Source organism: Enterobacter cloacae complex sp. IR5441, from assembly GCF_049238215.1.
In the GTDB taxonomy this organism is placed as follows: domain Bacteria; phylum Pseudomonadota; class Gammaproteobacteria; order Enterobacterales; family Enterobacteriaceae; genus Enterobacter; species Enterobacter hormaechei_C.
Genome location: NZ_JBMKIA010000011.1, coordinates 20,917 through 34,478, shown reverse-complemented (window position 1 = coordinate 34,478; position 13,562 = coordinate 20,917). Strand labels below are relative to the sequence as shown.

The 13,562-nt window shown below is 62.2% G+C and carries 16 protein-coding genes; all 16 read left to right on the top strand.

The features are described 5' to 3' along the window. Positions 1-111 precede the first annotated feature (111 nt). The 16 genes from ACOTX5_RS13760 to ACOTX5_RS13685 are packed head-to-tail and all read left to right on the top strand — an operon-like array spanning position 112 to position 13,561. Positions 112-834 carry a beta-ketoacyl synthase chain length factor gene (locus ACOTX5_RS13760; RefSeq protein ID WP_045910913.1) on the top strand — a complete coding sequence of 241 codons (723 nt, stop codon included), beginning with the start codon at positions 112-114 and terminating at the stop codon, positions 832-834. Beyond that, the gene (locus tag ACOTX5_RS13755) at positions 831-1,646 is read left to right on the top strand and encodes a lysophospholipid acyltransferase family protein (protein WP_045910914.1); all 816 of its coding nucleotides are present in this window, start codon (positions 831-833) and stop codon (positions 1,644-1,646) included. Before ACOTX5_RS13760 ends, ACOTX5_RS13755 begins: the two co-directional genes overlap by 4 nt. Beyond that, a complete protein-coding gene (locus ACOTX5_RS13750) occupies positions 1,627-1,884 on the top strand; it encodes a phosphopantetheine-binding protein (RefSeq protein ID WP_003861263.1) in 258 nt (85 codons plus the stop codon). The genes ACOTX5_RS13755 and ACOTX5_RS13750 overlap by 20 nt, the downstream gene beginning before the upstream one ends. An 11-nt stretch (positions 1,885-1,895) precedes the next feature. Next, entirely contained in the window at positions 1,896-2,147 is a 252-nt protein-coding gene (locus ACOTX5_RS13745; RefSeq protein WP_003861262.1) for an acyl carrier protein, read from the top strand. Further along, the gene (locus ACOTX5_RS13740) at positions 2,119-2,718 is read left to right on the top strand and encodes a hypothetical protein (protein WP_045910915.1); all 600 of its coding nucleotides are present in this window, start codon (positions 2,119-2,121) and stop codon (positions 2,716-2,718) included. The genes ACOTX5_RS13745 and ACOTX5_RS13740 overlap by 29 nt, the downstream gene beginning before the upstream one ends. Continuing rightward, positions 2,711-4,057 carry an AMP-binding protein gene (locus ACOTX5_RS13735; protein WP_045910916.1) on the top strand — a complete coding sequence of 449 codons (1,347 nt, stop codon included), beginning with the start codon at positions 2,711-2,713 and terminating at the stop codon, positions 4,055-4,057. The genes ACOTX5_RS13740 and ACOTX5_RS13735 overlap by 8 nt, the downstream gene beginning before the upstream one ends. Then, positions 4,044-4,394: a hydroxymyristoyl-ACP dehydratase gene (locus ACOTX5_RS13730; RefSeq protein ID WP_017693835.1), complete on the top strand. Its 351-nt coding sequence runs from the start codon at positions 4,044-4,046 to the stop codon at positions 4,392-4,394. The genes ACOTX5_RS13735 and ACOTX5_RS13730 overlap by 14 nt, the downstream gene beginning before the upstream one ends. Next, entirely contained in the window at positions 4,385-6,076 is a 1,692-nt protein-coding gene (locus tag ACOTX5_RS13725) for a glycosyltransferase family 2 protein (RefSeq protein ID WP_045910917.1), read from the top strand. The genes ACOTX5_RS13730 and ACOTX5_RS13725 overlap by 10 nt, the downstream gene beginning before the upstream one ends. A gap of 3 nt (positions 6,077-6,079) precedes the next feature. Next, positions 6,080-6,502 (top strand): acyl-CoA thioesterase, encoded by a 423-nt coding sequence (locus ACOTX5_RS13720; RefSeq protein WP_006812302.1) that lies wholly within the window; start codon positions 6,080-6,082, stop codon positions 6,500-6,502. After that, the gene (locus ACOTX5_RS13715; RefSeq protein ID WP_023295558.1) at positions 6,499-7,104 is read left to right on the top strand and encodes an outer membrane lipoprotein carrier protein LolA; all 606 of its coding nucleotides are present in this window, start codon (positions 6,499-6,501) and stop codon (positions 7,102-7,104) included. The genes ACOTX5_RS13720 and ACOTX5_RS13715 overlap by 4 nt, the downstream gene beginning before the upstream one ends. Next, positions 7,073-9,394: an MMPL family transporter gene (locus tag ACOTX5_RS13710; protein WP_045910918.1), complete on the top strand. Its 2,322-nt coding sequence runs from the start codon at positions 7,073-7,075 to the stop codon at positions 9,392-9,394. Before ACOTX5_RS13715 ends, ACOTX5_RS13710 begins: the two co-directional genes overlap by 32 nt. After that, positions 9,391-9,969: a DUF3261 domain-containing protein gene (locus ACOTX5_RS13705; RefSeq protein ID WP_045910919.1), complete on the top strand. Its 579-nt coding sequence runs from the start codon at positions 9,391-9,393 to the stop codon at positions 9,967-9,969. Before ACOTX5_RS13710 ends, ACOTX5_RS13705 begins: the two co-directional genes overlap by 4 nt. A 1-nt stretch (position 9,970) precedes the next feature. After that, the gene (locus tag ACOTX5_RS13700; RefSeq protein ID WP_047726922.1) at positions 9,971-11,137 is read left to right on the top strand and encodes a beta-ketoacyl-[acyl-carrier-protein] synthase family protein; all 1,167 of its coding nucleotides are present in this window, start codon (positions 9,971-9,973) and stop codon (positions 11,135-11,137) included. After that, on the top strand, positions 11,134-11,610 hold the full coding sequence (locus tag ACOTX5_RS13695) for a 3-hydroxy-fatty acyl-ACP dehydratase (protein ID WP_017693830.1): 477 nt from the start codon (positions 11,134-11,136) through the stop codon (positions 11,608-11,610). The genes ACOTX5_RS13700 and ACOTX5_RS13695 overlap by 4 nt, the downstream gene beginning before the upstream one ends. Next, positions 11,604-12,335, top strand: coding sequence for a 3-ketoacyl-ACP reductase FabG2 (locus ACOTX5_RS13690; RefSeq protein ID WP_026080665.1), 732 nt, complete (start codon positions 11,604-11,606; stop codon positions 12,333-12,335). The genes ACOTX5_RS13695 and ACOTX5_RS13690 overlap by 7 nt, the downstream gene beginning before the upstream one ends. Then, positions 12,332-13,561 carry a beta-ketoacyl-ACP synthase gene (locus ACOTX5_RS13685; RefSeq protein ID WP_017384107.1) on the top strand — a complete coding sequence of 410 codons (1,230 nt, stop codon included), beginning with the start codon at positions 12,332-12,334 and terminating at the stop codon, positions 13,559-13,561. The genes ACOTX5_RS13690 and ACOTX5_RS13685 overlap by 4 nt, the downstream gene beginning before the upstream one ends. The last annotated feature ends 1 nt before the right edge of the window (position 13,562 follow it).

The following is a 13,562-nucleotide window of genomic DNA, read 5'->3' as shown; positions in this document are numbered from 1 at the left end:
TCAAAAGTGACGTTTATTCGCCAGCGCGACGACAACATTGTACGATGTGCGCAGCAAATCGCGCTGGCGAAGAAGAAGTCACAGAAACAGGTTTATCGCGGACGCGCGTAGATGAAATTTACACTTACCCTTATCGACTGGCAGGCAAGAGCGCCAGGACTCAGCGATGCCGACGAATGGCAGGCATGGTCACGCCGGTCTGACGCCATCGATCCCGCTGCACCGCTGGCGAAACTGACCGATCTGCCGATGATGACCGCCCGCCGCCTGAATTCAGGCAGCAGGCTGGCCGTCGATCTTGGCCTGATGATGCTGCGCAAACACCGCATCGATGCCGTCGTCTACAGCAGCCGTCATGGGGAGCTGGAGCGCAATTTCCGTATTCTCCAGGCCCTGGCGGCAGAACAGCCCGTTTCCCCCACCGATTTTGCCATGTCGGTACACAACTCGGCGGTCGGCAATCTCACTATCGCTGCGCGTCAGCCTGTTGTCTCTTCGTCGGTTTCCGCCGGTATGGATACCTTCCAGCAGAGCTTGTGCGACGTGCTGAGCCTGCTGCATGCGGGCTACACCCGCGTGTTGCTGGTGGATTTCGACGGTCTGCTGCCTGATTTTTATCACGCCGGGCTGCCGCCGCAGATGCCCGTCTGGCCCTACGCGCTGGCGCTGGTGATTGAGGCGGGAAATACGCTCAGCTGTGAAACGCACGTCAACCGCGCGCCTGAAGAGCCCGCGCTGCCGCAAAGTCTCCAGTTCCTTCGACATTACCTGCGGGACGAGCGCCAGTTTACCCTGCCGGGCGAGCGCCTGCTGTGGCAATGGACGCGCCAATGAGAGGGTTACGTTCCCGCCTCGATCGGATATGGCGGATGCTGATGACCGGATTGTGCTTCGTCCTGTTCGGCCTCGGCGGGCTGACGCTGTCGCTGGTGTGGTTTAACCTGCTGCTGATTTTCCAGCGCGACCGCACTCAACGTCGCCGCCTGGCACGCCGCACTATTTCTGCCAGTTTTCGCCTGTTCCTCGCGGTGGTACGCGGTGCAGGGGTACTGGATTACCGTTTCAACAACCTGGACGTTCTGCGCGCCGAGCGGGGCTGTCTGGTGATTGCGAATCATCCCTCGCTGCTGGACTATGTTCTGCTGGCGTCGGTGATGAACGAAACCGACTGTCTGGTGAAAAGCGCATTGCTGCGTAACCCGTTCGTCAGCGGCGTGATCCGCGCGGCTGACTATCTGATTAACAGCGAAGCCGACACGCTGCTTGCCGCAAGCCAGCAGCGTCTGGCCCAGGGCGACACCCTGCTTATCTTCCCTGAAGGCACCCGCACCCGGGTGGGGGAAGCCATGACCCTGCAACGTGGGGCGGCGAATATCGCCGTTCGCTGCAACAGCGCCGTGCGCGTGGTGGTGATCCACTGTAGCGAACGGATGCTTGATAAACAGAGCAGCTGGTATAACGTGCCCCCCAACAAACCTGTTTTCACCGTGGATGTTCGCGAACGCATCAACATTCATGATTTTTATGATGCGAGTCAGCACGAACCCGCGCTGGCAGCAAGGCAGTTAAACCGGCATATGCAGCATCAGTTAATAACCGGTCTTCAATCTTTGTCAGGAACGAAAGATGCAAGCGCTCTATCTTGAAATTAAGAATCTCATTATCTCTACGCTGAATCTGGAAGAACTTACCCCAGAGGATATTGATACAGACGCCGCGCTCTTTGGCGACGGCCTCGGTCTGGACTCAATCGACGCCCTTGAGCTGGGTCTGGCGGTAAAAAATCAGTACGGCGTAGTGCTTTCTGCCGAAAGTGACGAGATGCGTCAGCACTTCTATTCCGTTGCCACGCTCGCGGCTTTTATCCATCAACAACGCGCCTGAGAATGACCGCTATGACAGAACAACAAACGATTTATCAGGAAGTCTCTGCGCTTCTTATTACGCTGTTTGAAATCGCCCCGGAGGATATTACCCCTGAGGCACGTCTTTACGAGGATCTGGACCTCGACAGCATTGATGCCGTCGATATGGTGGTGCACCTGCAAAAGAAAACGGGCCATAAAATCAAGCCCGAAACCTTCAAAGCGGTGCGCACGGTGCAGGACGTCGTGGACGTTGTGGAACAGCTTCAGCGCGACGCGTAACGTGCGTTCGATTCCAGTTCTTCCCGCCCTGACGGGGCTGATGCTGCTGGCATGGCCGTTTTTGATCGGCTTCGGGCTGGCGAATAATAGCCTGCACGGGATACTGCCCGTGATGGCGCTGGTGCTGCTGTTGCGCGTCTGCCAGGCCCGTCGGCAGGGCGGCCCCCTGCGTTATCTGTTCGTGAGCGTGGCGCTGGCCGGCATAGCACTTTGCGCGGCGAGCTACGTCCTGCACGCGCACCAGTGGGTGCTGTTATATCCGGTGGTGGTGAATCTGGTGATGCTGGTGGTGTTTGGCGGTTCGCTGTGGACGTCAATGCCTGTCGTTGAACGGCTGGCGCGCCTGCGTGAACCGGATCTCTCCCCCGTCGGGGTACGTTACACGCGCCGGGTTACCCAGGTCTGGTGCGGCTTTTTTATTATCAACGGGGCGATCGCGCTGTTTACCGTATTACACGCCGATATCCGTCTGTGGACGCTGTGGAATGGGATGATTGCCTATCTCCTGATGGGCACGCTGATGGCTGGCGAGTGGGTGGTGCGACAACGGGTGATGAAAAACGATGCTTAACCCTCTTCCGCTTAGCCAGTGGCTCAGTGCGCCCCGCCCTGACGACACCCCTGTCGCCTGGCAGGACGACCATCTCTGGACGCTTGGCGATCTGCGCCACGACGTCACTCAGTTGGTCGACACGCTGCGTCGTGAAGATGGCGAGCGCTGGGCGTTGTGCATCGAAAACGGTTATCTGTTTATTGTCGCGCTGCTGGCGACGCTGCATGCGGGTAAAACGCCGGTCCTCCCCGGGCACAGCCGGGCGGCGCAGCTTAACGAACAGCGGGCGCTGTTCAGCGGCGTCCTGAGCGACACCACGCTCGATTTTCAGGGGCGACAGCTGCGGGTGGCTTCCGCGCAGCGGGCAGGCCATCCCTTTTCACCGCTGCCAGCCATCGGTGAGACGCGCACGATCGAGCTTTACACCTCCGGCTCGACCGGCACGCCGCAGCGGGTAAGTAAGCCGGTGGTCAGCCTTGATCGTGAGGCTCGTCTGCTGGCGGCGCATTTTGGCGAGCGTCTGGCGGGCTGTCACGTCGTGGCTTCCGTGGTGCTGCACCACCTGTATGGCCTGACGTTTCGTGTTGTCTTACCCATGGCGCTCGGCCTGCCGCTGCATGCCAGCCTGCTCAACTATGCCGAGCAGCTCTCTGCCCTTCCCGACGATAAACGCTACCTTTTCATCAGCAGTCCGGCGTTTCTCAAGCGGCTGGACGCGTCGCTGACGCCGCCCCCCGTCAACCTGCTCGTCTCCGCCGGCGGCGCGCTGCCCTGGCAGGAGGTCGCCGCGGTTCAGGCCTGGCTCAACGTCTGGCCGGATGAAATATACGGCAGCACGGAAACGGGCGTAATGGCCTGGCGCTACCGTCAGGAGGAAAGCACGCGCTGGCAGCCTTTCCCCGGCGTGGCGTTTCACGGCGATCGCGTGACGTCGCCGCTGATCCCCGAGGCGGAGGGAATCGTGCTGGATGATATCCTGCACTTCACGGCTGACGGGCAGTTCAGCCTCGTCGGGCGTCGTGGTCGGGTGGTCAAAATTGAAGATAAGCGCATTTCACTCGATGACATTGAGCACCGCCTGCTGGCGCTGGACGGCATCCGCGAGGCCGCCGCGCTGACGGTGACGCGCGGCGGGCGTCAGGGCATTGGCGTATTGCTGGTGCTGAATGAAGCGGTGCGTCAGCAACACGAACAGAGCAAAACAGCGCAGGAGCTCGCCTGGCGACGCGCCCTTCGCCCCTGGCTTGAACCGGTTGCCGTACCGCGCTACTGGCGGATCGTTGATGAAATCCCGGTCAACAGCATGAACAAGCGCGTGACTGCGCAGCTACAGGAGTTGTTTCATGAAGATCCCTGAAATCGGGCGCCTCCAGCCCGATCCACAGCATCTGGAGATAACCTTTTATCTTGATCCTGACCTGCTCTGGTTTAAGGGACATTTCGCCGTACAGCCGCTACTGCCGGGCGTGGCGCAGCTCGACTGGGTGATGCATTACGCCGCCGCGCTGGCGTCGGGCTACCGCTTTCACAGTATTCAGAACGTGAAGTTCGCCGCCCCGCTGTTGCCGGAGAACACGGTCACGCTGCTCCTTGCCTGGCAGCCTGAACGCCAGTTGCTGACCTTTAGCTACCAGCGCCATGCGGGTAACGAGCGCCACACCGCCAGCAGCGGGAAGATTCGCTTATGTCAGTAACCTTCCGCCCCTGCGTGCTGATCCCCTGCTACAACCACGGGGCGATGATGGCTTCGGTGCTGGCGCGCCTGGCACCTTTCGATCTGCCCTGTCTGGTGGTGGACGACGGCAGCGATGAAACCACGCGCCGCACGCTTGAAGCGCTGGCGGCGGATCGTCCGCAGATCACACTGCTGCGGCTGGCCGAAAACAGCGGCAAAGGCGCGGCGGTGATGCAGGGGCTGAAAGCCTGCGCCGATCACGGCTTCACCCACGCCGTTCAGGTGGACGCTGACGGCCAGCACGCTATCGAGGACATTCCCAAACTGCTGGCGCTGGCCGGGCGTCATCCCGATGCGCTCATTTCCGGGCAGCCCGTTTACGATGACTCAATCCCCCGTTCGCGCCTGTACGGGCGCTGGATAACGCACGTCTGGGTCTGGATTGAAACCCTCTCCCTGCAACTGAAAGACAGCATGTGCGGGTTTCGCGTTTACCCGATAGCCCCGGTTCTGCGCCTTGCAGCAACCACGCCGCTCGGCAGGCGAATGGATTTTGATACCGAAGTGATGGTGCGCCTCTACTGGCAGGGCAACACCAGCTATTTTCTGCCCACCCGCGTGACCTATCCGCCGAACGGGGTATCCCATTTCGATGCCCTGAAAGACAACGTGCGCATCTCGTTGATGCATACCCGTCTGTTTCTCGGCATGCTGCCGCGCATTCCTTCCCTGCTGATGCGTCGCCGCTCACAGCACTGGGCGCAGCAGCAGGAGGTAAAAGGATTATGGGGCATGCGCCTGATGCTGCGCGTCTGGCAGCTGCTGGGGCGAAAGGCGTTTACCGCCCTGCTGTGGCCGGTTACCGCCGTCTACTGGCTGACCGCCCGCGCTGCGCGTCAGGCGTCTCAGCAGTGGCTGGCGCGGGTTAAAACGGTGATGGCACAGCGGCAAATGCCGCCCCTCGCGCGGCTTAACAGTTTTTCCCACTTCCTGCGCTTCGGTCATGCCATGCTGAACAAAGTGGCCAGCTGGCGCGGCGAAATGAAACTCCATCACGATCTGGTCTTTGCGCCAGGCGCGCAGGAGGCGCTGGGGCTCGACGATCCTCAGGGCAAACTGCTGCTCGCGTCGCATCTTGGCGATGTGGAAGCCTGCCGTGCGCTGGCCCAGCGCGAAGGGGCGAAAACCATCAACGCGCTGGTCTTCAGCGACAACGCCAGACGCTTTAAGCAGGTGATGGAGGAGATGGCGCCGCTGGCGGGCATTCACCTGATGCCGGTCACCGACATTGGCCCGGAGACTGCCATCCTCATTAAAGAGAAGCTGGATCGCGGCGAATGGGTGGCGATCGTGGGCGATCGCATCGCCGTCACCCCGCAGCGCGGCGGCAGCTGGCGGGTGATATGGAGCGAATTTATGGGCCAGCCCGCGCCGTTCCCGCAGGGGCCGTTTATCCTGGCGTCCATTTTGCGCTGCCCGGTGGTGCTGATTTTTGCCCTCTGTCAGCAGGGAAAGCTGACCCTGCACTGCGAGCCGTTTGCCGACCCGCTGCTGCTGCCGCGCGGCGAACGCCAGCAGGCGCTACAGCAGACCGTCGACCGCTATGCGCAGCGGCTGGAGCATTACGCGCTCTTGTCGCCGCTCGACTGGTTTAATTTTTTCGATTTCTGGCAGCTGCCAGAGGTCAACGAGAAGGAGTAAAGGGTGCTGACCGATCCCCGCTTTACGGCTGAAGTTGAAATCACCGTTCCGTTCCACGACGTCGATATGATGGGCGTGGTGTGGCACGGCAACTACTTCCGCTACTTTGAGATTGCCCGCGAAGCGCTGCTCAACCAGTTTGATTACGGCTATCGCCAGATGAAAGCGTCCGGCTACGTCTGGCCGGTGGTGGATACCCGGGTGAAATACCGCGACGCGGTGACCTTCGAGCAGCGCATTCGCGTCCGCGCCCACATTGAAGAGGTTGAAAACCGTCTGCGCATCGCCTATCAAATCTTCGACGCGCAAACCGGGAAACGCACCACCACCGGCTACACGATTCAGGTGGCGGTGGAAGAAGCAAGCCGGGAGATGTGCTTTGTCAGCCCGGCCATTCTGTTCGAACGCATGGGGATCGCGCCATGAAATGGATAACGCTACTCGCGCTGCTGGTAAGCCCGCTGGTGAACGCGATCACGCTGGATGAACTGCAACAGCGGTTTGCGGAGCAACCAGTGGTACGCGCACACTTCGAACAGATCCGCACGATCAAGGATATGCCTCAGCCCCTGCGCTCGCAGGGGGAGATGCTGATCGCCCGTGACAATGGCCTGCTGTGGGATCAAAAAGCGCCGTTCCCGATGACGCTGCTGCTGGATGACAAACGGATGGTGCAGATCGTCAACGGTCAGTCGCCGCAGACCATTACCGCCGACACTAACCCGCAGATGTTCCAGTTCAACCATCTGCTGCGGGCGCTGTTCCAGGCCGACCGCAAGGTGCTGGAAGAGAACTTCCGCGTCGATTTCAAAGATCTGGGTGAAGGCCGCTGGTCACTGGTGCTGACGCCCGTCACCACGCCGCTGGACAAGATTTTCTCCACCCTTGATTTGAAGGGCGCGATCTATCTGGAATCCATTCGCCTGAACGATAAGCAGGGCGACACGACGGATATCGCCCTCTCCCGCCACCAACTGACGCCCGCCCGCCTGACCGATGCAGAACGCCAGCGCTTTGCCGCACCGTAACGCCCTGCGCCCGGCGCTGCTGTGGGCCGCGGTATGCCTGATCCTGCTGGGCGTGCTGCTGTCGCTGCTGCCCGGCGCGCGGCTGAACAGCAGCGTGCTCGCCATGCTGCCGAAACAGACGCTCGGCGCGATCCCTCCCGCTCTCAACGACGGATTTATGCAGCGCCTCGACCGCCAGCTCATCTGGCTGGTCAGCCCCGGCAAACAGCCGGACCCGCGCGTGGCGCAGCAGTGGTTAACCCTGCTGCAACGCAGCCAGGCGCTGAGTGTCGTAAAAGGTCCGCTGGATGCCGCCGGGCAACAGGCCTGGGGAGATTTCTTCTGGCAACACCGCAATGGCCTGGTCGATCCGGCCACCCGCGCCCGCCTGCAAAACGGCGGTCAAGCACAGGCCCAGTGGATCCTGTCCCAGCTCTACTCCGCCTTTTCCGGCGTGAGCGGCAAGGAGCTGCAAAACGATCCGCTGATGCTGATGCGCGGCGCGCAGCTCGCGCTGGCGAAAAACAGCCAGAAGATGCAGCTGATGGACGGCTGGCTGGTGACAAAAGATGCGGCCGGGAACTACTGGTATCTGCTGCACGGCGAGCTGGCGGGCTCATCGTTTGATATGCAGCAAACCCACCAGCTGGTGACCACCCTTAACGCGTTGCAGCAGACGCTGAAAAGCCAGTATCCACAGGCGCAGCTGCTCTCGCGCGGGACGGTGTTCTACAGCGATTACGCCAGCCAACAGGCTAAAAACGATATTTCCACGCTTGGCGTCGCCACGGTGCTCGGGGTGATCCTGCTGATTGTGTCGGTGTTTCGCTCCGTGCGTCCGCTGCTGCTGAGCCTGCTCTCCATTGCCATCGGCGCGCTGGCGGGGACGGTCGTGACGCTGCTGCTGTTCGGTGAACTGCACCTGATGACGCTGGTGATGAGCATGAGCATCATCGGCATCTCGGCGGACTATACGATTTACTACCTCACGGAGCGGATGGTGCACGGCGCGGAACACTCGCCCTGGCAAAGCCTGGCGAAAGTACGTAACGCGCTGCTGCTGGCGCTGCTGACCACCGTCGTGGCGTATCTCTTCATGATGCTGGCCCCCTTCCCCGGCATTCGTCAGATGGCGGTGTTCGCCGCCGCAGGGCTGAGCGCCTCGTGCCTGACGGTAATGTTCTGGCATCCGTGGCTGTGCCGGGGCATGCCGGTCCGCCCGGTCCCCCTGAGAGGGATTATGCAGCGCTGGCTGAACGCCTGGCGCGACGGTAAAGCCCTCTCTGTCGGGCTGCCGGTAGCGCTGGCGCTGCTCTCCGCCATCTGGATCGCCAGCCTGCGGGTGGATGACGATATCGCCCGGCTTCAGGCGCTGCCGCAGGACATTCTGGCGCAGGAAAAAACCATCACCGCCCTGACCGGGCAAAATGTCGATCAGAAGTGGTTCGTGGTGTACGGCGCGTCGGCTCAGGAAACGCTGGAGCGGCTGGAGGCGTTTACCCCGGCGCTGGCGCAGGCGCAAAAAGCCGGTGAATTAACCCGCTGGCGCACCCTGCCGCTGAACTCGCTGGCGCGGCAGAACAGCGATCTGCATCTTCTGCGTAACGCCGCACCGACGGTGATGAAAATGCTGCAAAGCACGGGGCTGAACGCCGTCCCACCGAACCTGAACGCCATGCCTGTCAGCGTGGAAGCGTGGCTCGCCAGCCCGGCCAGCGAGGGCTGGCGTTTGCTGTGGCTGACGCTGCCGGACGGCAAAAGCGGTGTGCTGGTCCCGGTCGATGGCGTCAGAAACAGCGCCGCGCTCGGTGAGCTGGCCGCCCGCCATCCCGGGGTCGTCTGGGTTGACCGTAAGGCCAGCTTCGACAGCCTGTTTGCGCTCTACCGCTCGCTGCTGACGGGGCTGCTGGGCGTGGCGCTGGCGGTGATTGCCTGCGGCGCGATGCTACGCCTCGGCTGGCGAAAAGGGCTAGTGGCGCTGGTGCCGTCCGTGCTGTCGCTGGGCGGCGGGCTGGCGGCGCTGGCCGTGACGGGCCATCCGGTGAACCTGTTTTCCCTGCTGGCGCTGGTGCTGGTCCTCGGCATTGGCATTAACTACACGCTGTTTTTCAGCAACCCGCGCGGCACGCCGCTGACCTCCATGCTGGCGATTACCCTCGCCATGATGACTACCCTGCTGACGCTGGGGATGCTGGTGTTCAGCACCACTCAGGCCATCAGCAGCTTTGGCATTGTGCTGGTGAGCGGTATCTTCACCGCGTTCTTGCTCGCCCCGCTGGCGATGCCGTCTAACAAAGAGAACTTACCATGACCCGTTTCATTCGCCTGGCGGCAGTGATGATGGCCCTGTTGCTGGCGGGGTGTAGCCATACGACGAACCGCGATGACGCGCGCCCTCAGGCCTGGCTCCAGCCCGGCACCCGCGTCACGCTGCCCCCGCCGGGCATCACGCCTGCCATCCGCGCGCAGCAGTTGCTTACCGGCAGTTTTAAAGGCCAGACCCAGTCGCTGCTGGTGATGCTGAACGCCGATGGAAATAAAGTGGCGCTTGCCGGCCTCTCCTCCGTCGGGATCCGCCTGTTCCTCGCCACCTACGACAACACCGGGATCCACACCGAGCAGTCGGTTGTGATGCCGCAGCTGCCGCCCGCCAGCCAGGTGCTGGCCGACGTGATGCTGAGCCACTGGCCGCTCAGCGCCTGGCAGCAGCAGTTGCCGAAAGGCTGGACGCTGAACGATACTGACACCAGACGCGAACTGCGCAACCCCGAGGGCAAACTGGTCACGGAAATTGTCTACCTGAACCGTAACGGCAGGCGCGATCCGATTAGCATTGTGCAGCACGCTTTTCACTACCACATCACCATTCAATATCTGGGTGACTGAGATGATTTACCTTTCTGCCGTTGGCATGGTCAACGCGCTCGGCAACTCGGCTGATGAAATAGCGGCGAACCTGATCGCTGGCGTGGCCCCCGGGATGCGCCAGCGTGCGGGCTGGCTACAGGGCTTACCCGAGGCCGTGCTGGGGGGCGTGGAGGGTGAACTTCCCCCTGTCCCCGAGTCTTTTTCTGCGCATCGCAGCCGCAACAACCAGCTGCTGCTGGCGGCGCTGGCGCAAATCCGGCCCGCCGTCGATGCGGCCATTGCGCGCGTGGGGCGCGACCGCGTGGCGGTTGTTCTGGGCACCAGCACCTCCGGGCTGGACGAGGGTGATGAGTACGTGCGCCGCGCGCAGAACGGCGAGAGCAGCCCGCAGTGGCAATATCCGCAGCAGGAGCTGGGCGATCCGTCGCGCTTTCTCGCCCGCTGGCTTGCGCTGGACGGCCCGGCGTATACCATCTCAACCGCCTGCTCCTCCAGCGCGCGGGCGATCGTCAGCGGTCGTCGCCTGATTGACGCCGGGCTGGTGGACGTCGCCATCGTCGGCGGGGCCGACAGCCTGAGCCGCATGCCGGTCAACGGCTTCAACAGCCTGGAGTCCTTCTCCCCGACCCTGTGCGAACCGTTTGGCCGCCACCGTCGGGGGATCACCATTGGCGAAGCGGCGGCACTGATGGTGCTGACCCGCGAGCCGGGCGAGGTTGCGCTCCTGGGCGCGGGGGAATCCAGCGATGCGTACCATATTTCCGCCCCGCATCCGCAGGGCGAAGGGGCGATCCGCGCCATCAACCAGGCGCTGAACGAGGCGGACATGACGGCGGCGGACGTCGGCTATATCAACCTGCACGGCACCGCCACGCCGCTGAACGATCGCATTGAGGCGCAGGTGATCCACGATCTCTTTGGCGACCGCGTGCCGTGCAGCTCCACGAAACATCTTACCGGCCACACGCTGGGCGCAGCGGGGATCACCGAGGCCGCCCTGAGCTGGCTGATCCTGACCCGAGACCTGCCGCTGCCGCCGCAGGATTTTTCCCGCTACGCACCAGACGACACCCTGCCCGCCTTCGGCCTGCTGCACCAGAGCGCACCGCTGAATAAACCGGCGATCCTGTCAAACTCCTTCGCGTTTGGCGGCAACAACGCCAGCCTTCTGCTGGGGAGGGTATGATGCGCTACTTACCTCCCGGGGATTATCTTCCTCACGACACGCCGATGCTGCTGCTTGAGAGCGTGGAAAACGTCACCGATGACCGCGCCGTTTGCAGCGTGACGGTGAACGATCGGGGCGTTCTGGCTCCGTTCCTGGACGCGGACGGCAACCTGCCTGGCTGGTTTGCGCTGGAGCTGATGGCCCAGACCGTGGGCGTCTGGTCTGAATGGCACCGGATGCAAAAAGGGCTGCCGCACTGTGCGCTGGGCATGGTGCTGGGCGCGCGCGAGCTGGTGTGCGACGCAGGGCATTTTGCCGCAGGCAGCACGCTGATCATCACCATCGAACGTCTGATGCAGGATGAACGCTTTGGCAGCTTCGAGTGCGCCATTCATGCGGATAATGTCTCCCTCGCCACGGGCCGCGTGAACACCTTCCAGCCGAGCGAGGATGAATTAACCACACTTTTCAACCAGGGAACACCATCATGAGATCCGTACTGGTCACCGGCGCCAGCAAAGGCATTGGCCGCGCTATCGCCCTTCAGCTTGCGGCGGACGGTTTCACCGTCGGCGTGCATTACCATCGTGATGAAGCGGGCGCGCAGGAGACGCTGGAAGCGATTGTCCAGGCAGGCGGCGCGGGCCGTTTACTCACCTTCGACGTGAGCAACCGCGAGCAGTGCCGCACGGTGCTGGAACAGGAGATCGCTGACCACGGCGCGTGGTATGGCGTGGTCAGTAACGCCGGTATTACCCGCGACGGTGCTTTTCCGGCGCTCAGCGACGATGACTGGGACAGCGTGATCCACACCAATCTCGACAGTTTTTATAACGTCATTCATCCCTGCATTATGCCGATGATCGGCACCCGCAAGGGCGGGCGGATCATCACCCTGTCGTCGGTGTCAGGCATTATGGGCAACCGTGGGCAGGTGAACTACAGCGCGGCGAAAGCCGGGATCATCGGCGCCACCAAAGCGCTCGCCACCGAGCTGGCAAAACGCAAAATCACCGTCAACTGCATCGCGCCGGGGCTGATCGATACCGGCATGATCGAGATGGACGAAGCCGCGCTGCACGCGGCGATGTCGATGATCCCGATGCAGCGTATGGGCCAGGCCGAGGAGGTCGCCGGGCTGGCGAGTTACCTGATGTCGGATAAAGCAGGCTATGTGACGCGTCAGGTGATTTCGATTAACGGAGGCATGCTATGACCCGCCGGGTAGTGATTACGGGCATGGGCGGCGTCACCGCGTTCGGCGAGGACTGGCCGACCATCTCGCGCCGTCTGCGCGAGTATGAAAATGCGGTGCGTACCATGACGGAGTGGCAGGCGTATGACGGCCTGCAAACCCTGCTCGCCGCGCCGATTGAAGACTTCACTCTCCCCGCTCACTATACCCGTAAGCGCATTCGCGCCATGGGCCGGGTGTCGCTGCTCTCTACCCGCGCCACCGAGCTGGCGCTGGAGCAGGCGGGACTGATCGACGACGCGGTGCTGACCAACGGTCAGACCGGCATCGCCTACGGCTCGTCGACCGGCAGCACCGGGCCGGTCAGCGAGTTCGCCTCCATGCTCACCGAAAAGCACACCCACAACATCACCGGCACCACCTACGTGCAGATGATGCCGCACACCACGGCGGTGAATACCGGGCTGTTCTTTGGCCTGCGCGGACGGGTGATCCCCACCTCGAGCGCCTGTACCTCTGGCAGCCAGGCGATTGGCTACGCCTGGGAAGCGATTCGTCACGGCTACCAGACGGTGATGGTGGCAGGCGGCGCGGAAGAGCTGTGCCCGTCGGAAGCGGCGGTTTTCGATACCCTGTTTGCCACCAGCCAGCGTAACGACGCGCCAAAAACCACGCCGTCGCCGTTTGACGTTCAGCGCGATGGCCTGGTGATTGGCGAAGGGGCGGGCACGCTGGTGCTGGAAGCGCTGGATCACGCCAGAGCGCGCGGGGCGACAATCTATGGCGAGATCGTGGGCTTTGCCACCAACTGCGATGCGGCGCACATCACCCAGCCCCAGCGTGAAACCATGCAGGTGTGTATGGCGCAGTCGCTGGCGATGGCGGGCCTTGGCCCTCAGGAGATTGGCTACATTTCTGCCCATGGCACGGCAACCGATCGCGGGGACATCGCCGAGAGTCAGGCGACCGCCGCCATTTTCGGCGACAGCGTGCCCATCTCATCCTTAAAGAGTTATTTCGGCCATACCCTGGGCGCCTGCGGCGCGCTGGAAGCCTTGCTGAGTCTGCACATGATGCGGGAGGGCTGGTTCACGCCAACGCTCAATTTAAGACAACCGGATGAGCAATGCGGCGCTTTAGATTATATTATGGGGGAAACCCGCCCGATTGATTGCGAATTTATTCAGAGCAATAACTTTGCCTTTGGCGGCATCAATACCTCGATAATCATTAAACGCTGGGCGTAAC